Origin of the sequence: Halosimplex litoreum (assembly GCF_016065055.1) — an archaeon.
GTDB classification, from domain to species: Archaea; Halobacteriota; Halobacteria; order Halobacteriales; family Haloarculaceae; genus Halosimplex; species Halosimplex litoreum.
In genome coordinates, this window is the sequence record NZ_CP065856.1 from 3,787,151 (window position 1) to 3,812,801 (window position 25,651).

Consider the following 25,651-nt stretch of genomic DNA (forward strand, 5'->3'; position numbering starts at 1 on the left):
CGGTTCGTATCTGCGCGCGGTGCCGATACCACTAAACCGCGCCCGGCCCACGGGTGATTCGATGACAGATCCCCGTGACGACGGCGACGGCGCCGATCCGTCCACCGAGGGCGTCGCTGCCGACGCGGAGTCCGCCGGCGAGTCCCCGGTCGGCACCGACGGGTCACCGTCGTACGATCCCCAGGACGTCGAGGACCCGGCGGCCGGCGACGAGGACCGTCCGGTCGCCGAATCCGTCGAGACGCCGGGCGAACCGCGAACGCTCGATCCGACGGTCCGCGTCGAGTGGATCGTCGGCCCGCTGTTCGGTGCTCTCCTGACGGCGGCGGTCGTCGGATTCATCACGTGGGCGGTCGCCGCGAAGTACCTCCCGTTCGACAGAGTATCCAGCGCCGTCGCCGTCGGTGGCGGCCTGTTCGTCCTGTCGCTGGTGTACGGGATCGTCCGCACCGTCTTCCTCTACCGGTCGTGGCGCTACGTGGTCCGCGAGGAGTCGCTGTATCTCACCCGCGGCGTCCTCACGCGCGTCCAGACGGTGGTCCCCTACGTGCGCGTCCAGCACATCGACACGCGCCGCTCGGCGTTCGAGCGCGTGCTCGGCCTCTCGACGCTGGTCGTCTACACCGCCGGTTCCAGGGGTGCCGACGTGACGATCCCCGGACTCACGCCCGACACGGCCGAGGACCTGCAGTCTCGGCTCGAACGGCTCGCGATCGCCTCCGAGGACGAAGACGCGGTATGAGCGACGACGACTCCACCGAGAGCGAACCGACGCCGGACGCGGACGACGGACGCGACTGGCCGCCCGACCCCGACGAGCGCGGCCCGAGCGACGACTCCGCCCCATCGGCTAGCGAACGCGGCGACGCCACTGCCGACGATCCGCCGGCCGACGACCCCGACCGTGAGTCGGTCGGCCGAGCGACGGCCGAGGACGTCGGGAGCGGAGGAGGCTCGTCGACGACGCCGCGTATCGCGGGCCCACAGAAGCTCGACGTGCTGACCATCCCCTACCAGATCGCCCAGCAGGGCCTCAGCATCGCGATCGCTCTCTTCGTCTTCGGCGGCGGCAGCGCCTCGGCACTGTTTGGCTCGGGGCGAAGTCTGCTGGCGATCGGCGCGATCGTCGCCATCCTCCTCGGGATCGCGGCGTTCGTCGGCTACTTCGTCGCCCGCTATCGCCGCTTCGAGTACGAACTCACCGCCGACACGTTCGACATCAGGTCGGGCGTGCTCTCCCGACGGAAGCGGGAGATCCCGCTGCGCCGCATCCAGAACGTCGACATCAGTCAGAACGTCGTCCAGCGCGCCCTCGGGGTCGCCGAGGTGGGCCTCGAGACGGCCGGTGGCGGCGGGACGGAGGCACAGCTCCGGTACGTCGGCGTCGACGACGCCGAGGCGCTCCAGTCGGAGATCAGCCGACTGAGCCGGGTCGCGAAGGCCGACGACGGCGAGACGGCCGCGACCGACGAGGAGCGCTTCGAGACGGTGTTCTCGATCACCGAGCGCGAACTCGGGATCCTCGCGCTGATCTCCGTCGACCTCCGGATCGCGTCGTTCCTCTTTTTCGGTGCGTCCATCTTCGCGCCGTCGGCCGCCTCGATGGCGCAACCGGACAACTGGTGGGAGTACGGCCTCGGGATCGACAGCCTGATCGGCGCGTTCCTGGGCCCGCTGGCCGCGCTGGGGGCCATCGCGGCGCTCGCGCTCGTCTCGGGCGTGCTCAACGCCGCCCGCTACTACGGGTTCCGCCTCGACCGGGGCGAGGAGGAACTGCGCTACGAGCGCGGGCTCCTCCAGAAGTTCCGGGGCACGATCCCCCTCTCGAAGGTCCAGACGCTGACCCTGGAAGAGAACGTTCTCGCGCGGGCGCTGGGCTACGCCGCGCTGACCATCGAGACGGCCGGGTACACCCCGACCGGCGGGGAGTCGAACGGGTCGCAGTCGGCGATCCCGGTCGCCGAGCGCGACCGCGTCGTCTCGCTGGCCCGCTCGCTGGAAGCGTTCGACGGCTCCGGGCTCGAACGCCCGCCCAAGCGGGCGCGCCTGCGGTACGGCTTCCGCTACGCCATCGGCCTGGCGATCCTCGTCGCGTTGCTGTACGTCGGTACGATGGTCACCGACTTCCAGCTGTACTGGTACGTCCCGCTGGTCGCCGCGCCGCTCGTGCCCGTCGCCGCCCACTACAAGTGGAAAAATCGCGGCTACGCGCTCGGAGAGGACCACGTCGTCACGCGCAACGGCTTCTGGGTCCGCCGGCAGAAGGTCGTCCCCTACCACCGCGTCCAGACCGTCTTCAGCTCCCAGACGATATTCCAGCGCCGGCGCGACCTGGCGACTGTCACCGTCGACACCGCCGGCTCCCAGAGCCTCACAGGACAGGACGCGAAAGCCGTCGACATCGACGCCGAGGCGGCCGAGCGGATCCGCGAGGCGGTCTCCGACGAACTCTACGGGGCGCTCGCGCGCCGCCGCCGAGGGCGTGGTCGTTCGGGACCGGCCGGAGATCGCGTCGGACAGGCCAGCGGGCCCGGCTCGACCGGTGACGAGAGCGGGGCACCCGGCGACTGACGTCCCCCGTCATCAGACTCGCGCCGACCGCCTCCGATCGACCGACGGCGATTGCCGCTTTTCGTGCATTGAGGGATCTCCGGGCCGTAGTGCCACTGTATGATCCCCGCAGGACTCCGAAAGGTAGCCTACGCGTCGATCGCCCTCAAAGGACTGTTCGCGACGGTCGCGCCACGACTGAGCGCCCGGATCGCGGCGACGATGTCGCTCCCGGGCTTCGAGAACACCGGCGAGCTGGAACCGACCGACTGGTACGTCCGCGCCGTCCGGGCGACCGGCGTCGGCATGCTCGCGGCCGGCGGCACCGCGCTGCTCCTCGAGAGCCGCGCCGAGGCCGCGAGCGGAGACGACGAGGACTCGACCGAGGCGACCTTCGACGGCATCGACCGGATCGACACCGACGAGGATGGCGAGGACGGCGCTAGCGCCGACCTGAGCGTCGACATCGGACCCGACGACGAGGCCGACGACGACGCGGCGGACGGTGACGCGAACGACGACGCGGCCGAGACGAACGACGGCGAGTCGGCCGACGAGTAGGGCCGCTCCTCTTTCTGACAGTCGTTCCGAAAGTCCGAATCACTATACGGGTCGCCGGTCGATACGGGACAGCGAACGGGCGCGACGGCCCGAGGAGACACACATGCCAGCTATCGAGACGATGGACCTGACGAAACGATACGGCGACGTGACGGCGCTGTCGTCGCTCTCACTGTCCGTCCCCGAGGGCGAGCTGTTCGGCCTGCTCGGCCCGAACGGATCCGGGAAGACGACGACGATCGAGATCCTCACCGGCCAGCTCGACCCGACCGAGGGGACCGCGAGCGTGCTGGGCCACGACCCGGCGGGCGACCCGCTCGCGGTGCGCGAGGCAGTCGGGATCCTCCCCGAGCGTGAGGACCCGCCGAGCTTCCTCACGCCCCGGGAGTACCTCCAGTTCGTCGGCGACGTGCGCGGCCTGTCGGGGGTCGACGACCGCATCGCCGAGTGGGCCGACCGGCTGGGCTTCGTCGACACGCTCGATACCATCTCGACGGACCTGTCGGAGGGCGAGCGCCAGCGGGTGATGCTCGCCCAGACGTTCGTCCACGAGCCGGATCTGGTCTTCATCGACGAGCCGCTGGTCAACCTCGACCCGATCATGCAGGCCGAGGTCAAAGACCACATGCGCGACTACTGCGAGCGCGGGAACACCCTCTTTCTCTCGACGCACTTCCTCGAAGTCGCCGAAGAGCTGTGTACGTCGGTCGGCATCGTCCGCGACGGCGACCTCGTCGCCGAGCGCGACCCGCGCGACCTCGACCCCGACGAGCAGCTGCTCGACTACTTCCGACAGGAGGTCGAACCCGAGGGGAACGAGACGGGACCCGAGAACGGAGCCGTCGCCGGACCGGCGGCGACCCCGGCCGAGACCGACGAGCGCGACCCATGAGCGGCGCCGACTCGGCGACGCCGAACCGCCGCGGCGGCCTCTCGACGCGCCTGCTCGTCCGGATGATCCGCGAGGAGTGGCGCCTGCAGGCGGAGCTGTTCGGCGACCGCTTCGCCGCGTTCCCGCTCGTCGTCGCCCTCTTCGCGGCCCTCGGTGTCTGGCTGCTGACGGTCGCAGGCACCTCTATCGAAGCCGTCGCTGCCGGGCTGCACGGGCTGGTCTTCTTCTTCGGCCTCCAGGTCGGGACCATCGGCCTCGTCGGTCGGGACGCGCTGCGGGACGTGCTGGGCGACGTGACGCTGCTCGTATTCTCGGCGCGGACGCTCCCGGTCACCTGGCGGCGCCTGCTCGGGGTCTTCGTCGTCAAGGACCTGCTGTACTACTCCGGTCTGTTCCTCGTACCGATGGCGGTCGGCTACGCCGCCGTCGCGCTCTCGGCGGGCCAGTCCCCCGGCAGCGTCGCGCTGCTGTGGCTGACGACGACCGGCGCGTTCGCGCTGGGCGTCGGGACGAGCCTCACGCTCACCGGCGTCGGCACCCGGAGCAGGGCGGCCGTGCTCGCGCTCGTCCTCGCGGTCGCCGCGGGGATACTCACGGGGCGGCTCGACGCCGTCGCGTTCTCGCCGTACGGCTTCTACCTCGACCCGTCGCTCCGGTCGGCGGCGCTCGGGTTCGGTCCCGCGGCCGCGCTCGCCGCGGCCGGGCCGCTGGCGTTCCAGCCGGTCGAGAGCGGCGGCGCGCGGTCGGCGCCCCAGCGGTACGAGCGCGTTCGATCGGCGATCCGCGACGGCGACGGGGTCGCGACGCGGACGCTGCTCGAGGTCGCCCGCTCGTCGGGTTCGGTCTGGAAAGTGCTGTTCTCGATGGGCGTGCTGTTCGGCGTCACCGTCCTGCTCGTCCGCGAGGTCGCGCGGGCGACGACGCTGGCGCCCTCCTACGGCATCGCCGTCGGCACGCTGCTCGGGCTGGGCGCTTTCACCACCTACAGCTGGGTGACGCAGTTCGACACGGCCGAGGAGTACCTGCGCCTGCCGCTGTCGTTGTCGACCGCGTTCGCGGGCAAACGGACGGCCTTTCTCGCCCTCTCCGTGCCCGCCGGACTGGTCTATCTCCTCGGCTCACTGGTCTGGCTCTCGCCGACCCAGGTCGCGGTCGGCGCGGTCGTCTTCCCGCTGGTGGCGGTCTACGTCTTCGGCGTCACGGCCTACGTCACCGGCTTCGCGCCGAACGAACTACTCTTCGACACGCCGCTGTTCGTCGCCTTCGGCGCGGCGCTGGCCGCCGTCGCCGTCCCGCTGGTCGTCGCCGCGCTCGCATACACCGAGGCACCCGCGCTCGCGGTCGGCGTCTCCGCCGGCGTCTCGCTCGTCGCCGCCGCCGTCGGGGTCGCTCTCTCCGAGCGCGCCGGGCCGCGCTGGCAGCGGAAGCTGCGCTGAGCGGTCCTCGTCACCGACCGCCGCCCGCTCCCCTGGACCGCCCCCCTTTTGCCCCGAGGGTCCCTATCGCCGGCCGAGAACCGAATGTCCACCGAACCCGACTCCGAGCGCCCGTTCGACGGGATCCGCGGCGTCGTCCTCGACCTCGACGGGACGGTCTACCGCGGCGACGGCGTCCTCCCCGGCGTCGCCGAGGCGGTCGCAGCCCTCCGAGACGAGGGGATCGCCGTCTGCTTCTGCTCGAACAACCCGACGAAGACGCCCGTCGAGTACGTCGACCGCCTCGACGGGATGGCCATCGAGGCCGACGAATCGGAGATCCTCCCCGCCTCGACGGTCACCCGCGATTTCCTCCGCGACCACCATCCGGCGGAGCCGACCTACCTCCTCGGATCGGACTCGCTGGGCGAGTACCTCCGCGAGTCCGGCCAACGGCTCGTCGACGACCCGCGAGAGGCCGACGTCTTCGTCGCCTCGTGGGACGAGCGGTTCGACTACGACGACATGTGCGAGGCTCTCGCCGGGGTCGACGAGGTGACGACCTTCCTCGGGACCGACCCCGATCGGACGATCCCGACGGCCGAGGGGCTGGTCCCCGGGTCCGGCGCGGTGATCGGCGCCGTCGCCCGCACGGTGGGCCGCGAGCCCGATCGAGTGCTCGGCAAGCCCTCGCCCGAAGCCGCCGAAGACGCCCTCGCTCGGCTGGGCGTCCCGGCCGAGGACTGTCTCGTCGTCGGCGACCGCCTCGACACGGATCTGCGGATGGGCGCCGACCACGGGATGCGTACGGCGTTGGTGTTGACCGGCGTCTCGACTCGGACCGACGCCGCCGACAGCGACGTCGACCCCGACGCCGTCCTCGATTCGCTGGCGGATCTGCCCGCGTTACTGGAGTGAGCGCGAGCGGGTCGCTGGCGGCCGCTCCGAGCGTTTCGGGTCCCGATTCCGACAGGTCGAGATACGCTTATACTGTCGCGAGACTAAGGTGTAGGCGAACTCAGTGGGGGTTCATTACCATGACAGGCAAGAAGCTACTGCTCATCACCGGCGACTTCGGGGAGGACTACGAGGTAATGGTACCGTTCCAGGCGCTCCAGGCGGTCGGTCACGAGGTCGACGCCGTCTGTCCCGACAAGGAGGCGGGCGAGACGGTCAAGACCGCGGTCCACGACTTCCGGGGCGACCAGACGTATCTCGAAGAGCGGGGCCACGACTTCGAGTTGACGGCGACGCTCGACGAGGTCGACCCCGCCGACTACGACGGACTCGTCCTCCCGGGCGGGCGCGCCCCGGAGTACATCCGCAACTACGACGAAGTGGTCGACGCCGTCGAGCACTTCTTCGCCGAGGACAAGCCCGTGGCCGCCATCTGCCACGCGACGCAGATCCTCGTCGCCGCCGACGCCGTCGCGGGGCGGACCTGCACCGCCTACCCCGCGCTGGAGGCCGACGTGCGCGCCAACGGCGGCGAGTGGGCCGAGGGCGTCGTCACCGACGGCAACCTCGTCACCGCCCAGGCGTGGCCGGATCATCCGGGATGGATCGCCGCGTTCCTCGACGTGCTCGGCACGGACATCCAGCACGGTGAGCCGCTCACCGCGGACTGACCGCGACCCGCTCACCGACCGTTTCTCTCGGAAGCTACGCACCCGTCAGTCGGTACACGGCGCCGCTCTCGCCGGATACCTGTCCGCTCGCGCTCGTACAGACGAACAGCTCCCCCGCCGGATTCCGGCCGAACGAGAGCACCATCGGGCCGAACTGTTCGTCCGACTCGACCGACACCGTCGTCGTCGGCCACAGCCCCTCGTCGGTCTCGCGGGCGGCGAACAGCCGTCCGCCGGCCCGCCAGTCGGCGAAGAGATAGCGGCCGCGGAGGCCGGGTATCGCGTCGCCGTCGTAGAGATAGCCGCCGACGACGGCGATCCCGCTCACGTCTGCGCCGCCGTGGGGATACTCGATCACGGGGTCCCGGAGTGGCCGACCGCGTGGACTCTCGTCCGGACAGTCGTCGGCCCGGAAACAGTGCGTCCCCTCTTTTACGTTCCAGCCGTAGTTACCACCGCGCTCGACGACCGAGACCTCCTCCCAGGCGCCCTGGCCCACGTCGCCGACGAACAGCCGGCCGTCGGGTCCGAAGGAGAACCGCCAGGGGTTCCGGAAGCCCCAGGCGTACTGCTCGTCGAGACCGTCGCTCCCCACGAGCGGGTTGTCGTCGGGGATCGCGTAGTTTCGGGCCGGTCCGTCCGAGCCAGCGGTATCGCCGCCGCCGTCTCCGCCCGTCGGCGTCCCCGTCGTGGCGTCGGTGTCCACGTCGATCCGGAGCATGCTCCCGAGCAGGTTCTCGGTGACGTCCTGGCCGTTGCCGCCGTCGACGGCGTCGTACCAGTCGGAGACGTGACCCGCACCCTGGTCGTTCGAGCGACCGCCGTCGCCGGTCGCGACGTAGAGGTAGCCGTCCGGGCCGAAGGCGATCGCGCCGGCGTTGTGGTTGCCCTGCGGCTCGGCGACCTCCATGACTACCCGCTCGGACTCGGGGTCGGCGGTCGCCGCACCCGGCTCGGCGCGAAACTCCGAGAGGACGAACGTGTGAGAGAAGTCGCCGGGCACCCACTCGCGGGCCGGCGCGCTGTAGCGGACGAAAAACCGGCCGTTGTCGGCGAACTTCGGGTGGAAGGCGAGTCCGAGCAGCCCTTGCTCGCTGTAGCCGCTCACGTCGACCATCCGGTCGGACACGTCGAGGAACGGCTCCTCGCGCAGGCTCCCGTCCTCCTGGAGGTAGATCTGGCCGGCCTGGTCGACGATAAATCGCCGACCCTCCCGAGGGATCGCGAGCGCCAACGGGGACGTGAACCCCGAAGCGACCCGTTCGGCCCGGACGGTCAGGTCTTCGAACGCCGCCGTCCCGGCGGCCGTCCCGTCTCCGTCGGCGGTCGCCGTCCGGCCGCCCGGGGCGTCGGTCGTCGCCGGCGATCCGTCCGTCGCGGTGCCGTCGGGACTCGACGGGTCACCCCCCGCCCCGTCGCCGTTCGAGTCGCTTCCACAGCCCGCCAGACCACCGGTCAGTGCCAGTCCGCTCACCGCGAGCGCGCGTCGTCGCGTCAGTCTCTCCTCGGTCATGGACCGACTTCGTGGTCCACTGATAGGAACCTTGGGTTCGCGACACCCGGTGGCGCGAATAAACGAGCAACTCGTTTGGAGATGTGAATCTCGAACCTTTTTTACTGCCTTACGGACATCTAGGGGTATGGTTGACAGGCAAGACCTGCGCGAGCAGTTCACCGAGGCGTTCGAGGGCGCGGACTATCCGATCTCCAGTCCGATGGATCTGGTACCGGCGCTGCCGAACGGTCCGGGGACGAAGTTCGAGTCCGGCGACTTCTCCATGACGGCCATGGAGCTCAACACGAAGCTCGGCAGCGGCAACTTCCCCTACGACAGCGTCGACGCGTTCGTCGACGACGTCATGGAGCAACTCGACGACCAGGACCTGCTCTGACTCGGGCGACGGGCACCTCCGCTATCCGCCGGTGACCAACACCGTCGCGACCGTCACCGCGACTCCGATCCCCAGCAGCAGGTAGTTCGCCACCGCGTTGTCCGCCCGAGTCAGCGATATCGTGTAGTGAGCGTCCGAGAGCGGCCGGAACGGTGTGATACCCATCGGCGTCAGCGCGTCGGCCAGCAGGTGCGAGGCGACCGCGAGCGACCCGAGGAGGAAGCCGAACGCCCCCAGCGCCGCCGTCCCGCCGGACGCGACCGCTACTGCCCACGTGACCGCGTCCCCGGACAGGAACGCTTGCTCGGCCGGGACCGCTCCCCCGACCGCGGCGCCGGCGGCACCGACGGCGAGCCCGACGAGGACGAGGAATCCGACGGTGTGCGTGGGCCCGCGGTGTTCGACGAACGGGATCCGCTGGTCCACGTCTGGAAGCCCCGAGAGGGCGACGACGACGGCGCCGCCGACCAGCGCCGCGGCGTCGAACCCGGCGACCAGCAGCGCGCCGCCGACCGGTGCGTAGACGAGCAGCGCGGCCCCGTAGTGACCCGTCTTGTACATCGTCGTGCGTAGCTGTGACCGCCACCGTACTTACGCTCTCGGGACGCTCCCCCCGTCGGCGCCCGAGCACTCAAGCCCGTTCCGGGCGGGGATCCGGTATGAGCGACCCAGCGATGACGCGGTTCCCGGTCCCCGACGTGGACGAACTGCCCGACGACCTCCAAGAGCGCATCGCCGAGGAGGAGGCCGACGCTGGCTTCGTCCCGAACGTCTTCCTCGCGTACGCCTACCGGCCGTCGCAGTTCCGGGCCTTCTTCCAGTACTACGACGCGCTTGTCGAGCACACCGAGCTGGACCGCGCCGAGATCGAGATGATAATCGTCGCCGTCAGCGGCGCCAACGACTGCCTGTACTGCAACGTCGCCCACGGCGCGCTCGCCCGGATCTACGCCGACGACCCCCAGATCGCCGAGCAACTGGCGAGCAACCACCGCACCGCGGACGTCTCCGAGGCGCGACGGGCGATGCTCGATTTCGCCGTGAAACTGACCGAGAACCAAGCCGAGATCGGCGAAGACGACTTCGAACGGCTGCGCCAACACGGGTACTCGCAGCGGGCGATCTGGGACATCGGCAGTGTCACCGCCTTCTTCAACCTCTCCAACCGGATGGCCCACCTCGCGGACATGCGACCGAACGACGAGTTCTACGACCTCGGCCGCTGACGGCCACCCTGCGTCGCCGTCGTTACCGATCCGACCGATAGCGTGCCCGTTCGGTGCAACACCCTTAAGGATTAGATGAGTCTAAACTCGAACGATGCTCAGCGCCAAGATGGAGGATTACCTGAAGGCGATCTACGAGCTCCAGCGCGAGGGCGAGGAGCCGGTCGCCACCTCGCACATCGCGGAGTTGCTGGACGTGACGGCGCCGACGGCGACCAGCATGATGGAGAAGCTGGAGGACCGGGGGCTCGTGGAGCGCGAGAAGTACAAGGGCGTCCGGCTGACGCCCGAGGGGGAGACCGTGGCGCTGGAAGTGGTCCGTCACCACCGGCTGCTGGAGACGTATCTCACCGAGGAGCTGGGCTACGACTGGGCGGAGGTCCACGACGAGGCCGACCGGCTCGAACACCACATCAGCGAGACCTTCGAGCGACGAGTCGCCGAGATGCTCGACGACCCGACCGTCGACCCCCACGGCGACCCGATACCGACCGACGCCCTCGACCCCGTCGACGAGACCGCAGGCGAGACGCTCGACGACTGCGCCGAGGGCGAGACTGTCGTCGTCCGGCGGGTCCGCGACCGCGACTCCGAGGAACTGGCCTACCTCGACGAGGCCGGCATCACGCCCGGAACCGAACTCGTCGTCGAGGAGGTCGCACCCATCGGGATGGTGACCGTCGCGCTCGCCGAAGCCGGGGGGACCGTCTCGCTGCCGGAGGGCGTCGCCGGGACCATCTTCGTCGGCGCACCGGAGGAGCCGACCGAGAGCGCGAGCGGCGCGGCCTGAGTCGGGTCGCGCCCCAACCCGATCGACCCGTCGATCGGCCGAAACCATTTCTCTCGTGGCCTGCTCAGTGGGCGTATGCGCGACCTCGACGACACCGACCGGACGATCCTCGACCTCCTGCTTGACGACGCGCGTCGCTCCTGGCGCGACATCGCCGACGCCGTCGACCTGTCGCCGCCGGCGGTCGCCGACCGCGTCGAACGCCTCGAAGACGTGGGCGTCATCCGCGGGTTCACACTCGACGTCGACCGCTCGAAGCTCCGCGAGGGCGCGCCCGTTCTGGTGACGCTGAACGTGACCCCCCGAGCGGCATCGGCGGTCGCCGACGCGCTGGGCGAGGCCGACCCCGTCGAGCACGTCTTCACCACCGCCGAGGAGCGCGTCGTCTTCACCGCCACCGTCCCCGAGGGCGACGTGCTCTCGCTGCTCGAATCGACGGTCGTGATGGATGACGTGCGCGACTACGAGGTGTCGTTGCTGTCGGATCGGTCGTGGAATCCCTCCGTCGCCGAGGCCGAACTCGCGCTGACCTGCGACGAGTGCGGCAACACCGTCACCCCCGAGGGCGAGAGCCGCGAACTCGACGGCGAGACCTACCACTTCTGCTGTGAGTCCTGCGAGGGTTCCTTCGTCGAGATGTACGAGGAACTACGAGCGGGCGCCGAAGGCTGATTCGAGTCGTTCGGTCCGCTCTCAGCGTCGCGCGAGTCGGACGACGTGCTCCTCACCGGTCGCGACCGTCTCGACGCGCTCGAAGGCGGCGAGCGAACCGTCGAGATCGAGCGCGCGGTGGTGGACGACCCAGCAGCGGCCGCCGCTCGCGAGCACGTCGGCCGCGCCGCGGAACAGATCTGCGAGCACGCCGTGCCCGGCGTGCGTCGGCGGATTGCAGCAGACGGTGTCGAACCTCCGGTCGGCGACGCCGGCGGTGCAGTCGGCGGTTACGACCCGACCGTCGACGCCGCTCGCGGCGAGCGTCCGCTCGGCGGCCGCGGTCGCGAGCGCGTCGTCGTCGGTCGCCCACACGTCGCAGTCGGCGACCCGACCCGCGTAGGCCGCGAGCGGGCCGTAGCCGCAGCACAGATCCAGCACCCTGTCGCCGTCCGCGACCGTCGCGGTCTCCGCGAGCAGGCGCGTCCCGCGGTCGAGTTCGCCGGCCGCGAACAGTCCCGGTGCGGTGGCGAACGTCAGGTCGACCCCGGCGACGGTCGTCTCGATCCGGCCGAACGGTGGGTCGGGGCGGCCACCGTCGGCGCTCCGCGATCCGGTCGCGCGCAGGAGCGTCCAGCCGCTGCGTTCGGCGGCCGCCTCGACGGTCGCCGCGGCACCGGCGAGGGCGTCCTCGTATCGTCCGAGTCCCGCCTCGGGCTTCGCGGCGAGATAGAGGGTGCCGTCGCTCGCGAGCGACGCGAGCGCGGAGCGGAGACGACGGATCCCCACCTCGATCGGGGTGTACGGTTCGGGAACGAAAGCGACGGTGTCGAACTCGCGGGCGACCGGACCGTCGACCGAGGCGAGACCGGTCGCGAGTTCGACGGTCGCGTCGACGTCGTTCTCGGCGGTGTTGCGCTCGCAGCGCGCCGCCGCACGAGCGCTGGGAGTCGACATCTCGACTCGCTCGGCGCGTTCGGCGAGGACGACCCCGACGACGCCGTAGCGAGCGCCGACCGTCCGGAGTCGGCCGCAGTCGCGGTCCCACAGGGCTTCGAGCGCGAGCAGCTCGCCGGGGCAGAACGAGTCGGCATCGGGGACGCCATCGGCGGTGTGGAACGTGAACCGGTCCGGGCCGGCGTCGGTGCGCGAGCCGAGGACGAGCGGCTCCCGGCGGGCGGTCATCGGGACCCCTCCGAGGCGTGTGGCCTCCGTCGAGTGCGGGCGGTGAGGTGGTCGTCGGGACTGTGCGGTCGCGGGCGTGTGTGGCGTGGCATTCGGATGGTCGGCAGGGCTGGCGTTCGTCGACCGACTCGGAGCCGCGCCTCCGGACGTGACGTGCCGAGAAGACACCCACCGCTGTCCGCAAGCGCGACCTCGGGTGCCGAAAGCGCGACCGGGCGGAGAGAAGACGCGCCAGACAGCGACTCCGACACGCATCCGCCCGGCCCACAGCCGGCGAGCCGGTCGAGCCCGCCCCGCCCGCGTGACCGCCGCTGCCGTCGACGGTCTACGCGAATCGGAGGGCGCGGCCCGACCTCGGGCCGTTGTCCATCCTGTCCCGTCGTTTCCGGGCGTCCTACTAAGGCGTTTCCGTGGCGTGGGACTCCATCGCAGGTGCGGTCCGGTTCCGGACTGGGGGAACACGTATGCGCCCCCCGGCTGACCGACCGACATGGAACTCGTCGAAGCGACCCGCGGGGACACCGAGACCCTCGCCGAGCACTGGTTCGCGCTCGCGACGGCGATGGAGCAGTACGACGACCTGAACGAAATCGCCTACGACGACCCCGAGCCCGCCGAGGCCGGATTCGAGAGGCTGCTCTCCGCGGACGACACGACGGTCTATCTGCTCACCGTGGGCGACGACGAGCGCGGCTTCCTCGTCCTCCGTTCCGGCGAACACCCCTCTCGAACCCACTCGGAGTACCTCGATATCGTCGACCTGTACGTCGAACCGGAGCACAGGGACGAGGGTCACGGGAGCGCGGCCCTCGACTCCGTGATGGAGGTCGCCAACGACCGCGGCGTCGACTACGTCGAGGTCTCCTGCGAGTGGGCCAACGACGGCGCCCGGCGGTTCTACGAGGACAGCGGCTTCGAACCGAAACAGGTGACCTACACTCGGCGGGTGGACTGAGATTCGGACCGTTGGCTGACGATGGTATTCGGATGGGATCGAAAATCGAACGCGCCTGGAACTTTCGAAACACAGGGACAAACCGCATGAATAGGGAGTCCCTATCTAGACGCATCATGAGCGAGCGCACGATACGACTGCAGCTACAGGGGATGAGCTGTGCGAACTGTTCGCAAACCATCGAGGAGCGCGTGGGCTCGCTCGCGGGCGTCTCCGAGGTAGACGCCAACTACGCGACCGACGAGGGGAGCGTCACGTACGACCCCGCGGAGACGAGCCTACGAGCGATCTACGAGGCGATCGAGGACGCAGGTTACGAGGCGGCCAGCGAGACGGTCTCCGTGGCCATTACCGACATGTCCTGCGCGAACTGCGCGGAGACCACCGAGTCGGCGCTGCGTGACACGCCAGGTGTCGTCGACGCGGACGTGAACTACGCCACCGACGAGGGGACGGTGACCTACAATCCCGCCGCGGCGTCGCTGGACGACGTCTACGACGCGATCGAGGGCGCCGGGTACTCGCCGGTCCGCGAGGACGGGACCGCAGGGAGTGACGACGGCGAGAGCGGAGCCAGCGATGAGAGCGGCGAGACCGCGACCGATCCGCAGCAGGCCGCGCGCGACGCGGAGATCCGTCGCCAGCGCAACCTCACGCTGTTCGGTGCGGTGCTGTCGCTGCCGCTGCTGGCGATGATGGCCGGCCACCTCTTCGCACCCGGGTGGATGGACGCCACCTTCGAAGGGATCCCGCTCGGCTGGGCCGCCTTCGCGTTCGCGACGCCCGTCCAGTACGCGCTGGGAAAGGAGTTCTACGAGAACTCGTACACGGCCGTCGTAAAAAACCGGACGGCGAACATGGACGTGCTGATCGCCCTGGGTTCGTCGACGGCGTATCTCTACTCGGTCGCACGACTGCTCGGGTTCCCCGGGGAAGGGCTGTACTTCGACACCGCGGCGCTCATCCTGGTGTTCATCACCCTGGGCAACTACCTCGAGGCCCGCTCGAAGGGCCAGGCCTCGGAGGCGATCCGGTCGCTGCTGGAGATGGAAGCCGATACCGCGACCGTGGTGCGGGAAGACGGCAGTGAGGAGCAAGTGCCGCTCTCTGAGATCGAGGTCGGCGACCGCCTGAAAGTCCGACCGGGCGAGAAGATTCCCACGGACGCGGAAGTGGTCGACGGCGACAGCGCGGTCGACGAGTCGATGGTCACCGGCGAATCGGTGCCCGTCTCGAAGGAGCCCGGCGACGAGGTGATCGGGTCGACGGTCAACCAGAACGGCGTGCTCGTCGTCGAGGCGACGAAGGTCGGCGAGGAGACGGCGATCCAGCAGATCGTCGCCCGCGTGAAGGACGCCCAGAGCCGTCAGCCGGAGATCCAGAACGTCGCCGACCGCATCTCCTCGGTCTTCGTCCCGGCGGTCATCGTCAACGCGCTGTTCTGGGGCGGCGTCTGGTACGCGTTCCCCGAGGCGCTGGCCGGATTCGTCGGTGGACTGCCGCTGTGGGGACTCGCGGCGGGCGGTCCCGCGGCCGTGGGCGTCTTCGAGTTCGCAGTCGTCGTCTTCGCGTCGGCGGTGCTGATCGCCTGTCCCTGCGCGCTCGGGCTGGCGACGCCCGCGGCGACGATGGTCGGCACCACGATCGGCGCGCAAAACGGCGTCCTCTTCGAGGGCGGCGACATCCTCGAACGGGTCCGCGACGTGGACACCGTCGTCTTCGACAAGACGGGGACGCTCACGAAGGGCGAGATGGAACTGACCGACGTGGTCGCGCTGCCGGCGACGGACGGCGGGAGCGTCGAGCACGACGCGGCCGCGGACGGCGGAGCCGTCGTCGAGTCGGAGGTGTCTGAGCAGTTCGTCCTCGAAGTCGCCGCGAGCGCCGAGTCCGGTAGCGAACACCCGCTGGCCGAGGCCATCGTCGAGGGCGCTCGCGAGCGCGGTATCGAGGTCGAGGACGCCGACGAGTTCGAGAACGTCCCCGGCCAGGGCGTCAGGGCGACGACGAGCCACGGACGTGTTCTCGTCGGCAACCGGACGCTGCTACGCGAGGCGGGCGTCGACGTGACCCCCGCCGAGGACGCGATGGACCGACTCGAACGAGAGGGCAAGACCGCGATGCTGGTCGCGCTCGCCGACGGTGAGGGCGCCGGCGACGGGGACATCGACGCTGCCGCCGGCGACTACCGGCTGCTCGGCGTCGTCGCCGACGCGGACACCGTCAAGGAGTCGGCCGAGACCGCCGTCGCCGAACTCCGCGAGCGCGGCACGGACGTGTGGCTGATCACCGGCGACAACGAGCGCACCGCCGAGGCCGTCGCCGAACAGGTGGGCATCGACCCCGGAAACGTGATGGCCGGCGTCCTACCGGAGGACAAAGCCGACGCGGTCGAGCAGATCCAGTCCGACGGCCGCCGAGCGATGATGGTCGGCGACGGCGTCAACGACGCGCCGGCGCTGGCGACGGCGTTCGTCGGCTGCGCCATCGGCAGCGGCACCGACGTGGCCATCGAGGCGTCGGACGTGACGCTGATGCGCTCGGACCCGCTGGACGTGGTGAAAGCCGTCCGCGTCTCGGAGGGGACGCTGTCGAAGATCAAGCAGAACCTCTTCTGGGCGCTGGGCTACAACACCGCGATGATCCCGCTGGCCTCGCTGGGGCTGCTCCAGCCGGTGCTGGCCGCCGCGGCGATGGCGGTCTCCAGCGTCTCCGTGCTGACCAACAGCCTCCTCTTTCGCCGGTACGAGCCCGACCACGACTACGAACTGCTCGGGTTCCTCCGCTGAGGGCGACCCCTCGCGACACCCCGTCGACCGGCCGAACTGGTTCGGCCGGATCTGGCGATTTCGTGCGACTGACAGCATCGAGGCGGTCTATCACGGTCTGTATTGCGAACCCTCTTTTCGGTGGGGACCCAAGGATTCAGTTGCGACATGACCGACGGAATCCGACGTCGACGGCTGCTCGGTGGTATCGGAGCGATGGCGACCGCTGGCGTGCTCGCGGGCTGCTCGACGGAGACCAGTGGCGACGGCGGGGATGGCGGCGATACGGACGGCGGCGACGGCGGCGACGGTGGGAGCCAGGGGACGCCGTCCTGGCCCTCGTACCTCGACGACGCGATGGGCAACACCAGCCAGGACGCGCGCGGCCAGAGCGAGGTCACGGTCGCGGTCGGACCGGATGGTAACTTCGTGTACGACCCGGTGTACCTCCGCGTTGACTCGGGGACGACGGTCAACTTCGAGTTCGAGTCACCCAACCACAACGTCAAACCGGAGAGCCAGCCCGACGGCGGTTCCCTCGACGGGACCGAGGGCGGCGAGATGGCCATCGTCGACCAGGGCGAGACCTACTCGGTCACGCTGGAGACGACCGGTGTCTACACCTACTACTGCGGACCCCACGAGGCGACCGGCATGAAAGGCGGAATCTCGGTACAGTGACCTAGCGGACGCGCTAAACTTAGGATCCATCCCGGAATCCTAGAGCTACCCGTCGTTCGCCATTCGACCGGCAACGAACAGGGCGGCGCCCCCCAATAGGACGGCGAGTCCTTCCAACCCGCGCTCTACGGCGGGCTTTTCTGACAGCCCCTGTGTCTCATAGAGTCTGAACACCGCGACGTATCCGTCCTCGTACTCGTAGATCTCGTTATGATCAGGACCGAGAGGCAGTGGGCTGTCGACCTCGGTCCGGCCCTGCTCGATGATGCGCTCTGCCCCCGGGTCGCTCATCGGACGTGACGCGACTGCGCTCAGTGCCTCTTCCGGTGGGACTCGCTGCAGACCCAACGTCGTCTCTTTGCCCTCGGACGCGGTCTGGCGACGGTAGGGGACGCCCTCAGCACCGAAAACGACGTACTCGGGGATGGGGGTGCCGACCGTGTCGCTCCCGTCCGCTGGGTAGGTCACCGTCGTGTTGCCCTCGTGGAGTCCAGATTCGAGGTAACAGCCGCGGTCGTAGGTCTCCGCTGCGAACTCGCTCATGCAGGCAATCTGGTCTGTCGGGCTGGGCTGGCCCCTGGTGGTCTCGACAGAGATCCGGCCGTCCTCGGCCGTCACCTCAGTCGCGTCGTAGACGTAATCGGTGCCGGTCACGTCCAGCACCGGCCCGAGGACGGGCGCTGACAGTAGCACTCCTCCTAGTAACAAGGCCACGAATACTTTGGTCTCCACAACCATCACCCAGTAATTATTCTAGATAAGTATTTCGGATTGATAGTAATTCGTCCCAACACGCGGTCCCTCCCTCGCTGAATCCGACAACGGACGAATCGTAACTCTAAAACTGATTTATGATTTGTGATTAACCAATTGGTAGTTTTAGACATCCACGCTCAGCGTTTGGTTCTCCCGTGTTTATTATAAATTAAGTACTAGGATGGTAACTAGACATTATAAAATACTAATAAAACATTACTAATTGGATGACATGATGGTACGAGATAAATTGTCCAACCCATCGAGGCGTCGCTTCCTCAAACGCTCGTCGCTCGGTATCGCAGCGGGAATCCCCGCGGCTAGAGTGGCCACCGGTTCCGTGGCCGCCGAGAAGTGGGACGAACTGGAGCCTCCGTACAAAGACGTCAAGGAGAGCATCGACGACGAGGTCACGATCACCAACGAACAAGACGACCTGATTTACGACCACCGGAACGTATCGACAACGACAGTAACCGTACTGAACGCGGACGAGATGGACAACGGCAGCGGGTACACGACCACGTTCGGCATCAGTACGCAGGCCCTCTGTCTGAACGACGATGACGAGAAACAGGACGACATCTCCTCACACGGTTTCCGTATCGAGCGAGCCAACTCCTTCGACGGTGACATGACGATCTACACCACCGACGACAGCGCGGTGACGGGGGCGTGGCCCAACAGCGGCGACGAACTCCAGAATCTCGCGATCTCGACGATCAACCAGACGGCCGGGGTACTGAACAGCTACTACGCTGTCGCGCTCGCCGGAACGACTATCGTCGATAAACTCCCCGACGCGTCCACTGACAGTTGCAGCGAGCGTAACGACTGCGCGAACTTCGAGTGGTCGGCCTCGAACGTCGGCGAGGTCGCTCACCACTCTCGCGTCAAGATCGAGACGACCGAGGAAGGGTTCGGCGCGGTCCTCACTTCGAACGTCGACAACATCGCCGAGTGTAAGTTCGCGCTGACCTCTTACGAAGACAACGCCTTCGCGACGCCGGTGAATCTATCATTTAACTAACTAGACGGCGGAACGCTGTTGTCCTGTTCATTTTAGCCGACTATCGGGTCCACGTGGATCCGTGACCCGGCGTTTTTTCAAGGCTGGTTTCACTCTTCACTCGCCGCGCAGTTCGGCGACGTGGTCGATGCGCTGCTGGACCAGGTCGGGCTTGCCGATGTCGTGGCGGATGCGGACGCCGTCGCCGGCGGCCGCGAGCGCGTCCTCGGCGATCGCCTCGGCGGTCTCGATCGTGTCGGCGAGGCCGACGACCGCGAACGACCGCGAGGTCGTCGTGTAGATGCCGTCGTCGCGCTCGTCGACGCTGGCGTAGTACAGCAGCGCCTCGCCGTCGGTCCCCTCGGCGGCGGCGGCCGCGCTCTCCTCGTCGACGGTGACCTTCGCACCGCTGTCGGGATCGGTCGGGTAGCCGTCGGGGACGGCGTACTTGCAGACGGTCGCCTTCGGGGCGAACGAAAGCTGCGGGAGCGCGTCGCCGTCCCGGGCCGCCGTCAGCACGTCGAGGAAGTCCGTGTTCAGCACCGGAAGCGTGTTCATCGCCTCGGGGTCGCCGAAGCGGGCGTTGAACTCCACCACTTTGATGCCCTCGCTGGTGAGCATGAACTGGCCGTAGAGGACGCCCTTGTAGCCCTCCAGCGCGTCGACGACGGCCTCGATCACGTCGACGGCCTCCATGTAGTCGTCCTCGTCCATGAAGGGAAGTTCCAGCGTCGAATCGGAGTAACTGCCCATCCCGCCGGTGTTCGGGCCTTCGTCGCCCTCGTAGGCGCGCTTGTGGTCCTGGACAGCGGGAGAGACCCGCACGTCGCCGTTGGCGACGAGCGCCTGGACGGTGAACTCCTCGCCGACCAGCCGTTCTTCGAGCACGATCCGCTCGTAGTCGGACTCGCGGACGTACTCCTTGGCCTCTTCTTTGGTGATCTGGTCGCCGGTGACGCGGACGCCCTTGCCGCCGGTGAGGCCGGCGGGCTTGACGGCGAGGTCGCCGTCGAACTCGTCGATAAAGTCGCAGGCGGCGTCCATGTCCTCGAAGGTCTCGAAGACCGGGCAGCCGGGGATGTCGTGCCGTTCCATGAAGCGGCGCTGGAACGCTTTGTCCGTCTCGATGCGGGCCTCGGCCTCCTGGGGACCGAACGCGTAGACGCCGGCGTCGTCGAGCGCGTCGGCGACGCCCGCCGCGAGGGGCGCCTCGGGGCCGACGACCGCCAGCGTGGCGTCGATTTCCTCGGCGTAGGCCGTGACCGCCGTCGGGTTCGTGGTGTCGAGCGACTCGAAGCCCTCGGCGAGCCGGGCGATGCCGGGGTTGCGGTTGCCCGCGCAGGCGTAGAGATCCGCGTCGGAGTCGGCCAGCGCGCGAGCGACCGCGTGCTCGCGCCCGCCGCCGCCGACCAGCAGGACTGTCTCTGTCATACCCGGATATCCGACGCGGTGGGAGCCTAAAGCTTGCCTTTCGGGCGACGCGACGGCGCGAACGCCGGCGAGCGGACCTCCGAGGCGGGCGCGGCGGCCGAAATAAGTGCCCCGCGAGCGCACCCGCTCGGAATGAACGTCGTCAACCCAGCCACCGGCGAGCGCATCGCCACGTACGAGGAGGCCGGCGACGAGGCCGTCGAGCGGACGCTCGCGGACGCCGAGCGCGCGTTCGAGTCGTGGCGCGAACGACCGCTGGCCGAGCGCGAGGAGCTGCTCGCCTCGGCCGCCGAGGTGCTCCGCGAGAACGAGCGCGAGTACGCCGAGCTGATGAGGAGGGAGATGGGCAAACCGATCGCCCAGGCCGAGTCCGAAGTCGAGAAGTGCGCGTGGGTCTGCGACCACTACGCCGAACACGCCCACGCCTACCTCGAAGACGACCACCACCCGAGCCCGCCGGGCACCGCGGTCAAGACCGTCCACGAGCCGCTCGGTGTCGTGCTGGCGGTGATGCCGTGGAACTTCCCGTTCTGGCAGGTGTTCCGCTTCCTGGCGCCGTCTCTCACCGCCGGCAACGTCGGCGTGCTGAAACACGCCTCGAACGTCCCCGGCTGCGCCGAGGCCATCGAGGATATCCTCCTCGAAGCGGGCTACCCCGAGGGCGTCTTCCAGTCGCTGCTCGTGCCCTCGGACCGCGTGGACGATATCATCGCTGACGAGCGGGTCCGAGCTGCGACGCTCACGGGGAGCGGTCCCGCGGGCCGCGCCGTCGCCTCCGCGGCCAGCGAGCACCTGAAGAAGACGGTGCTGGAACTCGGCGGGAGCGACCCGTTCGTCGTCCTCGACGACGCCGACCTGGCGGCGGCCGCCGAGACCGGCGCGTGGGCGCGCAACCTCAACGGCGGCCAGTCCTGTATCGCCGCCAAGCGCTTCGTCGTCCACACCGACATCTACGACGACTTCCTCGACCGGTTCGTCGCGGAGGTCGAGTCGCTCGCCGTCGGCGACCCGACCGACGAGGCTACCGAGGTCGGCCCGCAGGCCAGCGCGGACCTGCTCGCGACTCTCCACGAGCAGGTGGCGGCGAGCGTCGAGGCGGGCGCCACCGTCCGCACCGGTGGCGAACCGATGGACCGGGAGGGCGCGTTCTACCCGCCGACGGTCCTGACGGACGTGCCGGAGGGCTGTCCCGCGGACACGGAGGAGCTGTTCGGCCCGGTCGCGGCGGTCTACGAGGTCGACGTCGAGGGCGCCGGGGTCGAGCGGGCCAACGACACGGAGTTCGGGCTCGGCGCGAGCGTCTGGACGGAGGACCGCGACCGCGGCGAGCGCCTCGCCCGCCGGATCGACGCCGGCTGCGTCTACATCAACCAGCTCACAAAGTCCGACCCACGCGTCCCGTTCGGCGGCGTCAAGGAGTCCGGTTACGGCCGCGAGCTCTCCGAAGCCGGGATGAAAGAGTTCGTCAACCGCAAGACCGTCTGGATCGAGTAGTCGCGGCTCGCACGAGCGCACTCGGTTGGCCCGTCCTCGAGCGTAGTACGGTTATTTCGTCGTGCAGCGTGTATCGATCGGTATGACCCTCACAGCCGATGTTTCGGTCCCACACGACGCGCTCACGCTGGGAGGGAAGCCCCTGAGAGCGGGCCTGACGGTCGAGTTCGAGACCGTCGTCCCCGTCGGTGGCACCGCCCGGGTGCTCTTCTGGGTCGAGGACGACGACGCGTTCGACCGCTGGTCGGACGGCGGTACGGACGACCGCCCCGCCCGGGTGGACGCGGTCGACGGCCGAGTGCTCTACCAGGACGAACTCGGTCCCGAGGCGGGGCCGATAGTCGAGCCGATCCGGGAGGACGGCGTCCACATCGTCGCCGGGGTCGGCGACGCCGACGGCTGGCGCTTTCGGCTCCTCTGTGCGGACAGGCGGTCGCTCTCCGAGTTCTCCGTGCGGGTGACCGACCGCGGCGTCCCGGTCACGCTCGACCGGATCCGCCGCGACGACGACCGCACCGCGCCCCCGCTGTCGACCGAACAGCAGACCGCGGTTCTGCGCGCGCTCGACGGCGGATACTTCGACATCCCGCGGCGAACGACCATCCTCGACCTGGCCGAGTCCGAGGGGATTAGCGACAGCGCGTTCTCCCAGCGGCTCCGCCGGGGCCTGCGGGCCGTCCTCGAGGAGTCGCGAACCGCGGGGCTGCTCCGCGACGGCGGCCGCTGACCGGGCTCGCCACCGGTTTCGAGTCCTTCGACACCGAGACTCCGCCCGGCTCGCTCGCTTCGGATAGCGAAGGCAACGCTTCTGCCCCGAGGCCCGAATACGTATCACCGTATGAGTCCGTCCGCAGCCACCGACGCCGCCCGGACCGTCGACCGATCGCTATCGCTGCTCGCGAGCGGCCCCCGTCGCGCGATACTGACCGAGTTGTCGAGTTCGCCGGGGATCGGCGGCGAGGAACTCGACCGGATCCGCGCCCGGTTCGGGGCGACCGAGGTCGAGTTCGAGACCCAGCTGTTCCACGTCCACCTGCCGAAACTGACGGCCGAGGAGGTCGTGGAGTTCGACCTGGACCCGCTCTCGGTCCGCCGGGGACCGCGGTTCGAAGAGCTGGGGCCGCTGCTCGAAGCCCTGCGACCGATCGACGGTCCTGTCGGCGATTGACGACCGATGACGGACGCCGAGTCGATACCGGTCCGGGTGGTCGAGGCGCTCGCGAGCGCGCTGGACGAGGAGCCGACCCGGATCGAACTGCAGTTGGCCGACCACGTGCCGCCGGAAGCGCTGCGAGCGCTGGCCGGCCACGAAAACGACAGCTGGTGGCTCACCTTCGAGACGGGCGACTATCGCGTGTCGGTCGACGGGAGCGGAACCGTCGAAGTGACCGAGCGAACTGACTGAGTCCGATGTTCGCACATTTACCTGCCCGCGACCCAAACCGGCGGGTATGGCCGAGCCCGCTCCGACAGCACGCAACCGCCTCGACGAGGAGGCGAGCCCGTATCTCCGCCAGCACGCCGACAACCCGGTGAACTGGCAGCCCTGGGACGAGACCGCACTGGCGGCCGCCGAAGAGCAGGATAAACCGATCTTCCTCTCGATCGGCTACGCCGCCTGTCACTGGTGTCACGTCATGGAGGAGGAGTCCTTCGAGGACGAGGACATCGCCGAACTGCTCAACGACCACTTCGTCCCGATCAAGGTCGACCGCGAGGAGCGCCCGGACATCGACTCCATCTACATGAGCATCTGCCAGCAGGTCAGCGGCCGCGGCGGCTGGCCGCTCAACGCCTGGCTCACGCCCGACGGCGACCCCTTCTACGTCGGCACGTACTTCCCTCCGGAACCGAAACGCGGCGCGCCCGGCTTCCGCCAACTGCTGGCGGACATCTCCGAGTCGTGGGCGGACCCCGAGGAGCGCGCGGAGATGGAGTCACGCGCCCGCCAGTGGACCGAGGCCATCGCGAGCGACCTGGAGACGACGCCCGACCAGCCCGGTGACGCTCCCGACGAGGACGTGCTCGAATCGACCGCGAGCGCCGCGCTCCGCGGCGCCGACCGGGAGTTCGGCGGCTGGGGCAAGGGCCAGAAGTTCCCCCAGCCCGGTCGCCTGCGCGTGCTGATGCGCGCCCACGAGGCGGGCGGCCGCGACGCCTACCGCGAGGTCGTCGGCGAGACGCTCGACGCGATGGGGGACGGCGGCCTCTACGACCACGTCGGCGGCGGCTTCCACCGCTACACCACCGACCGGGAGTGGGTCGTCCCCCACTTCGAGAAGATGCTGTACGACAACGCCGAACTCGCTCGCATCTTCCTGACCGGCTACCAGTTCACCGGCCGCGAGCGCTACCGCGAGACCGCCCGCGAGACGCTCGAATTCGTCGAGCGCGAACTCACCCACCCCGACGGCGGGTTCTACAGCACGCTCGACGCGGAGAGCGAGGTCGCGGCCGGCGGGAGCGACCTCGGAACGACGACCGAGAACGAACACGGCGAACGCGAGGAGGGCGCCTTCTACGTCTGGACGCCCGACGGCGTCGACGACGCGGTCGCCGAGTACGGCCCCGAACACGGGATCCCCGGTGAGCAGGCCGACCTCGCGGCCGAGATCTTCCGCGAGCGCTACGGCGTCACCGCGACCGGAAACTTCGAGGGCGGACAGACGGTCCTGACACGCAGCGCGAGCGTCGCGTCGCTCGCCGACGACCACGGGCTCTCGACCGACGCCGCCGAAGAACTGCTCGACGCGGCGAAAGCGGCCGTCTTCGCGGCCCGCGCCGAGCGCCCCCGTCCGCCCCGCGACGAGAAGGTCCTCGCCGGCTGGAACGGGTTGATGGTCTCGGCGTTCGCCGAGGCCGCCATCGTCGACGACCCCGCACACGCCGAGACGGCGACCGACGCACTGGCGTTCGCCCGAGAGCACCTCTGGGACGCCGATACGGGACGGCTCTCCCGGCGGTTCAAAGACGGAGCTGTGGACATCCAGGGGTACCTGGAAGACTACGCCTTCCTCGCGCGAGGCGCGTTCGACACCTACCAGGCAACGGGGGAGGTCGAACACCTCGCGTTCGCGCTGGGCCTCGCGCGGACCATCGAGGCGGAGTTCTGGGACGCCGAGGAGGAGACGCTGTATTTCACGCCGCAGAGCGGCGAGTCGCTGGTCGCGCGACCCCAGGAGCTGGCCGACCAGTCGACGCCCTCCAGCGCGGGGGTGGCCGCCGAACTGCTGCTCGAACTGGACCAGTTCGCCGCACACGACCGCTTCGAGTCGGTCGCGAGCGGCGTGATCGCGACGCACGCCGGCCGGGTGGAGTCGAACCCTCAACAGCATCCGTCGCTCGCGCTCGCCGCGGACGCCTACCGCACGGGCGCCAGCGAACTCACCGTCGCTGCCGAGTCGATGCCCGAGTCCTGGCGCGCTACCCTGGCCGACACCTACGTCCCGCGACGCCTGCTCGCGCCGCGGCCGCCGAGCGACGACGCGCTCGCGGAGTGGCTCGACGCGCTCGAACTGACCGACGCACCGCCGATCTGGGCGAGCCGCGAGGCTCGCGACGGCGAGCCCACGGTGTACGCCTGCCAGTCGCGGACCTGCTCGCCGCCGAGCCACGACCTGGACGAGGCCCTGGAGTGGTTCGAGCACTGACGCTGGCAGGACGACCACGCCGGTATCTCGATCGATACTCGGGGTGGTACAGTTCTACTCACCTACGGGCTACGTTCTCCACTTGATAGCTGTGGGAACATAGTTGGGCGATCGTTT

Annotated in this window: 25 protein-coding genes; 20 read left to right on the top strand and 5 right to left on the bottom strand. The window is 69.1% G+C overall.

From position 1 onward, the window contains the following. Positions 1–61 precede the first annotated feature (61 nt). The 7 genes from I7X12_RS18780 (at position 62) to I7X12_RS18810 (ending at position 7,046) form a co-directional block, all read left to right on the top strand. Positions 62–742 carry a PH domain-containing protein gene (locus I7X12_RS18780; protein ID WP_198061543.1) on the top strand — a complete coding sequence of 227 codons (681 nt, stop codon included), beginning with the start codon at positions 62–64 and terminating at the stop codon, positions 740–742. Next, on the top strand, positions 739–2,571 hold the full coding sequence (locus tag I7X12_RS18785; protein WP_232342916.1) for a PH domain-containing protein: 1,833 nt from the start codon (positions 739–741) through the stop codon (positions 2,569–2,571). The genes I7X12_RS18780 and I7X12_RS18785 overlap by 4 nt, the downstream gene beginning before the upstream one ends. A gap of 99 nt (positions 2,572–2,670) precedes the next feature. Continuing rightward, on the top strand, positions 2,671–3,111 hold the full coding sequence (locus I7X12_RS18790; RefSeq protein ID WP_198061544.1) for a hypothetical protein: 441 nt from the start codon (positions 2,671–2,673) through the stop codon (positions 3,109–3,111). Between the two features lie 103 nt (positions 3,112–3,214). Continuing rightward, the gene (locus I7X12_RS18795; RefSeq protein ID WP_198061545.1) at positions 3,215–4,003 is read left to right on the top strand and encodes an ABC transporter ATP-binding protein; all 789 of its coding nucleotides are present in this window, start codon (positions 3,215–3,217) and stop codon (positions 4,001–4,003) included. Next, entirely contained in the window at positions 4,000–5,439 is a 1,440-nt protein-coding gene (locus tag I7X12_RS18800; RefSeq protein WP_232342918.1) for a hypothetical protein, read from the top strand. The genes I7X12_RS18795 and I7X12_RS18800 overlap by 4 nt, the downstream gene beginning before the upstream one ends. An 84-nt stretch (positions 5,440–5,523) precedes the next feature. Continuing rightward, positions 5,524–6,336 (top strand): HAD-IIA family hydrolase, encoded by an 813-nt coding sequence (locus tag I7X12_RS18805; RefSeq protein ID WP_198061546.1) that lies wholly within the window; start codon positions 5,524–5,526, stop codon positions 6,334–6,336. A gap of 119 nt (positions 6,337–6,455) precedes the next feature. Beyond that, complete coding sequence (locus tag I7X12_RS18810; RefSeq protein ID WP_198061547.1) at positions 6,456–7,046, top strand: DJ-1/PfpI family protein; 591 nt, start codon at positions 6,456–6,458, stop codon at positions 7,044–7,046. 34 nt (positions 7,047–7,080) lie between these two features. Here I7X12_RS18810 and I7X12_RS18815 read toward each other — a convergent pair whose 3' ends face one another. Further along, positions 7,081–8,559: a PQQ-dependent sugar dehydrogenase gene (locus I7X12_RS18815; protein WP_198061548.1), complete on the bottom strand. Its 1,479-nt coding sequence runs from the start codon at positions 8,557–8,559 to the stop codon at positions 7,081–7,083. Between the two features lie 127 nt (positions 8,560–8,686). Here I7X12_RS18815 and I7X12_RS18820 point away from each other — a divergent pair, with 127 nt between their 5' ends. Then, positions 8,687–8,938: an MTH865 family protein gene (locus I7X12_RS18820; protein ID WP_198061549.1), complete on the top strand. Its 252-nt coding sequence runs from the start codon at positions 8,687–8,689 to the stop codon at positions 8,936–8,938. 21 nt (positions 8,939–8,959) lie between these two features. On the opposite strand, the gene I7X12_RS18825 is transcribed toward I7X12_RS18820, so the two are convergent. Further along, the gene (locus I7X12_RS18825; RefSeq protein ID WP_198061550.1) at positions 8,960–9,499 is read right to left on the bottom strand and encodes a metal-dependent hydrolase; all 540 of its coding nucleotides are present in this window, start codon (positions 9,497–9,499) and stop codon (positions 8,960–8,962) included. A gap of 98 nt (positions 9,500–9,597) precedes the next feature. Between I7X12_RS18825 and I7X12_RS18830 the strand changes: the two genes are divergently transcribed. The 3 genes from I7X12_RS18830 to I7X12_RS18840 all read left to right on the top strand — a co-directional run bounded on the left by I7X12_RS18830 (position 9,598) and on the right by I7X12_RS18840 (position 11,626). After that, complete coding sequence (locus tag I7X12_RS18830; protein WP_198061551.1) at positions 9,598–10,164, top strand: peroxidase-related enzyme; 567 nt, start codon at positions 9,598–9,600, stop codon at positions 10,162–10,164. Positions 10,165–10,258: 94 nt separating this feature from the next. After that, positions 10,259–10,954 carry a metal-dependent transcriptional regulator gene (locus tag I7X12_RS18835; RefSeq protein WP_198061552.1) on the top strand — a complete coding sequence of 232 codons (696 nt, stop codon included), beginning with the start codon at positions 10,259–10,261 and terminating at the stop codon, positions 10,952–10,954. A 75-nt stretch (positions 10,955–11,029) separates the two neighbouring features. Next, complete coding sequence (locus I7X12_RS18840) at positions 11,030–11,626, top strand: AsnC family transcriptional regulator (protein ID WP_198061553.1); 597 nt, start codon at positions 11,030–11,032, stop codon at positions 11,624–11,626. 21 nt (positions 11,627–11,647) lie between these two features. Here I7X12_RS18840 and I7X12_RS18845 read toward each other — a convergent pair whose 3' ends face one another. Beyond that, complete coding sequence (locus I7X12_RS18845; protein WP_198061554.1) at positions 11,648–12,790, bottom strand: methyltransferase; 1,143 nt, start codon at positions 12,788–12,790, stop codon at positions 11,648–11,650. Positions 12,791–13,280: 490 nt separating this feature from the next. Here I7X12_RS18845 and I7X12_RS18850 point away from each other — a divergent pair, with 490 nt between their 5' ends. The 3 genes from I7X12_RS18850 to I7X12_RS18860 all read left to right on the top strand — a co-directional run bounded on the left by I7X12_RS18850 (position 13,281) and on the right by I7X12_RS18860 (position 17,194). Further along, on the top strand, positions 13,281–13,745 hold the full coding sequence (locus tag I7X12_RS18850; protein ID WP_198061555.1) for a GNAT family N-acetyltransferase: 465 nt from the start codon (positions 13,281–13,283) through the stop codon (positions 13,743–13,745). A gap of 116 nt (positions 13,746–13,861) precedes the next feature. Next, positions 13,862–16,534: a heavy metal translocating P-type ATPase gene (locus I7X12_RS18855; RefSeq protein ID WP_198061556.1), complete on the top strand. Its 2,673-nt coding sequence runs from the start codon at positions 13,862–13,864 to the stop codon at positions 16,532–16,534. Between the two features lie 147 nt (positions 16,535–16,681). Beyond that, positions 16,682–17,194 (top strand): plastocyanin/azurin family copper-binding protein, encoded by a 513-nt coding sequence (locus I7X12_RS18860; RefSeq protein WP_232342920.1) that lies wholly within the window; start codon positions 16,682–16,684, stop codon positions 17,192–17,194. A gap of 45 nt (positions 17,195–17,239) precedes the next feature. Here the strand turns inward: I7X12_RS18860 and I7X12_RS18865 are convergent, their stop codons facing one another. Further along, positions 17,240–17,926: a hypothetical protein gene (locus I7X12_RS18865; RefSeq protein ID WP_198061557.1), complete on the bottom strand. Its 687-nt coding sequence runs from the start codon at positions 17,924–17,926 to the stop codon at positions 17,240–17,242. A 259-nt stretch (positions 17,927–18,185) separates the two neighbouring features. Here I7X12_RS18865 and I7X12_RS18870 point away from each other — a divergent pair, with 259 nt between their 5' ends. Further along, positions 18,186–18,980, top strand: coding sequence for a hypothetical protein (locus tag I7X12_RS18870; RefSeq protein WP_198061558.1), 795 nt, complete (start codon positions 18,186–18,188; stop codon positions 18,978–18,980). A gap of 96 nt (positions 18,981–19,076) precedes the next feature. Here the strand turns inward: I7X12_RS18870 and purD are convergent, their stop codons facing one another. Continuing rightward, positions 19,077–20,390, bottom strand: coding sequence for a phosphoribosylamine--glycine ligase (gene purD / locus I7X12_RS18875; RefSeq protein ID WP_198061559.1), 1,314 nt, complete (start codon positions 20,388–20,390; stop codon positions 19,077–19,079). Between the two features lie 132 nt (positions 20,391–20,522). On the opposite strand from purD, the gene I7X12_RS18880 reads away from it, so the two are divergent. The 5 genes from I7X12_RS18880 to I7X12_RS18900 all read left to right on the top strand — a co-directional run bounded on the left by I7X12_RS18880 (position 20,523) and on the right by I7X12_RS18900 (position 25,534). Further along, complete coding sequence (locus tag I7X12_RS18880) at positions 20,523–21,884, top strand: NAD-dependent succinate-semialdehyde dehydrogenase (protein ID WP_198061560.1); 1,362 nt, start codon at positions 20,523–20,525, stop codon at positions 21,882–21,884. An 82-nt stretch (positions 21,885–21,966) separates the two neighbouring features. Next, positions 21,967–22,611, top strand: a complete 645-nt coding sequence (locus I7X12_RS18885; RefSeq protein WP_198061561.1) for a helix-turn-helix domain-containing protein — start codon at positions 21,967–21,969, stop codon at positions 22,609–22,611. 111 nt (positions 22,612–22,722) lie between these two features. Beyond that, entirely contained in the window at positions 22,723–23,052 is a 330-nt protein-coding gene (locus I7X12_RS18890; protein WP_198061562.1) for a hypothetical protein, read from the top strand. A gap of 6 nt (positions 23,053–23,058) precedes the next feature. Beyond that, positions 23,059–23,289, top strand: coding sequence for a HalOD1 output domain-containing protein (locus I7X12_RS18895; RefSeq protein WP_198061563.1), 231 nt, complete (start codon positions 23,059–23,061; stop codon positions 23,287–23,289). 46 nt (positions 23,290–23,335) lie between these two features. Continuing rightward, entirely contained in the window at positions 23,336–25,534 is a 2,199-nt protein-coding gene (locus I7X12_RS18900; protein WP_198061564.1) for a thioredoxin domain-containing protein, read from the top strand. Positions 25,535–25,651 lie beyond the last annotated feature (117 nt).

What these genes read in the sequence shown, in the direction of transcription:
- I7X12_RS18820 (WP_198061549.1), top strand. Translation starts at nt 8,687, where the DNA reads ATGGTTGACAGGCAAGACCTGCGCGAGCAGTTCACCGAGGCGTTCGAG.
- I7X12_RS18805 (WP_198061546.1), top strand. Translation starts at nt 5,524, where the DNA reads ATGTCCACCGAACCCGACTCCGAGCGCCCGTTCGACGGGATCCGCGGC.
- I7X12_RS18830 (WP_198061551.1), top strand. Translation starts at nt 9,598, where the DNA reads ATGAGCGACCCAGCGATGACGCGGTTCCCGGTCCCCGACGTGGACGAA.
- I7X12_RS18785 (WP_232342916.1), top strand. Translation starts at nt 739, where the DNA reads ATGAGCGACGACGACTCCACCGAGAGCGAACCGACGCCGGACGCGGAC.
- I7X12_RS18795 (WP_198061545.1), top strand. Translation starts at nt 3,215, where the DNA reads ATGCCAGCTATCGAGACGATGGACCTGACGAAACGATACGGCGACGTG.
- I7X12_RS18825 (WP_198061550.1), bottom strand. Translation starts at nt 9,499, where the DNA reads ATGTACAAGACGGGTCACTACGGGGCCGCGCTGCTCGTCTACGCACCG.
- I7X12_RS18895 (WP_198061563.1), top strand. Translation starts at nt 23,059, where the DNA reads ATGACGGACGCCGAGTCGATACCGGTCCGGGTGGTCGAGGCGCTCGCG.
- I7X12_RS18840 (WP_198061553.1), top strand. Translation starts at nt 11,030, where the DNA reads ATGCGCGACCTCGACGACACCGACCGGACGATCCTCGACCTCCTGCTT.
- I7X12_RS18835 (WP_198061552.1), top strand. Translation starts at nt 10,259, where the DNA reads ATGCTCAGCGCCAAGATGGAGGATTACCTGAAGGCGATCTACGAGCTC.
- I7X12_RS18860 (WP_232342920.1), top strand. Translation starts at nt 16,682, where the DNA reads ATGACCGACGGAATCCGACGTCGACGGCTGCTCGGTGGTATCGGAGCG.
- I7X12_RS18790 (WP_198061544.1), top strand. Translation starts at nt 2,671, where the DNA reads ATGATCCCCGCAGGACTCCGAAAGGTAGCCTACGCGTCGATCGCCCTC.
- I7X12_RS18845 (WP_198061554.1), bottom strand. Translation starts at nt 12,790, where the DNA reads ATGACCGCCCGCCGGGAGCCGCTCGTCCTCGGCTCGCGCACCGACGCC.
- I7X12_RS18780 (WP_198061543.1), top strand. Translation starts at nt 62, where the DNA reads ATGACAGATCCCCGTGACGACGGCGACGGCGCCGATCCGTCCACCGAG.
- I7X12_RS18890 (WP_198061562.1), top strand. Translation starts at nt 22,723, where the DNA reads ATGAGTCCGTCCGCAGCCACCGACGCCGCCCGGACCGTCGACCGATCG.
- I7X12_RS18815 (WP_198061548.1), bottom strand. Translation starts at nt 8,559, where the DNA reads ATGACCGAGGAGAGACTGACGCGACGACGCGCGCTCGCGGTGAGCGGA.
- I7X12_RS18850 (WP_198061555.1), top strand. Translation starts at nt 13,281, where the DNA reads ATGGAACTCGTCGAAGCGACCCGCGGGGACACCGAGACCCTCGCCGAG.
- I7X12_RS18900 (WP_198061564.1), top strand. Translation starts at nt 23,336, where the DNA reads ATGGCCGAGCCCGCTCCGACAGCACGCAACCGCCTCGACGAGGAGGCG.
- I7X12_RS18855 (WP_198061556.1), top strand. Translation starts at nt 13,862, where the DNA reads ATGAGCGAGCGCACGATACGACTGCAGCTACAGGGGATGAGCTGTGCG.
- I7X12_RS18800 (WP_232342918.1), top strand. Translation starts at nt 4,000, where the DNA reads ATGAGCGGCGCCGACTCGGCGACGCCGAACCGCCGCGGCGGCCTCTCG.
- I7X12_RS18880 (WP_198061560.1), top strand. Translation starts at nt 20,523, where the DNA reads ATGAACGTCGTCAACCCAGCCACCGGCGAGCGCATCGCCACGTACGAG.
- I7X12_RS18885 (WP_198061561.1), top strand. Translation starts at nt 21,967, where the DNA reads ATGACCCTCACAGCCGATGTTTCGGTCCCACACGACGCGCTCACGCTG.
- I7X12_RS18870 (WP_198061558.1), top strand. Translation starts at nt 18,186, where the DNA reads ATGGTACGAGATAAATTGTCCAACCCATCGAGGCGTCGCTTCCTCAAA.
- I7X12_RS18810 (WP_198061547.1), top strand. Translation starts at nt 6,456, where the DNA reads ATGACAGGCAAGAAGCTACTGCTCATCACCGGCGACTTCGGGGAGGAC.
- purD (WP_198061559.1), bottom strand. Translation starts at nt 20,390, where the DNA reads ATGACAGAGACAGTCCTGCTGGTCGGCGGCGGCGGGCGCGAGCACGCG.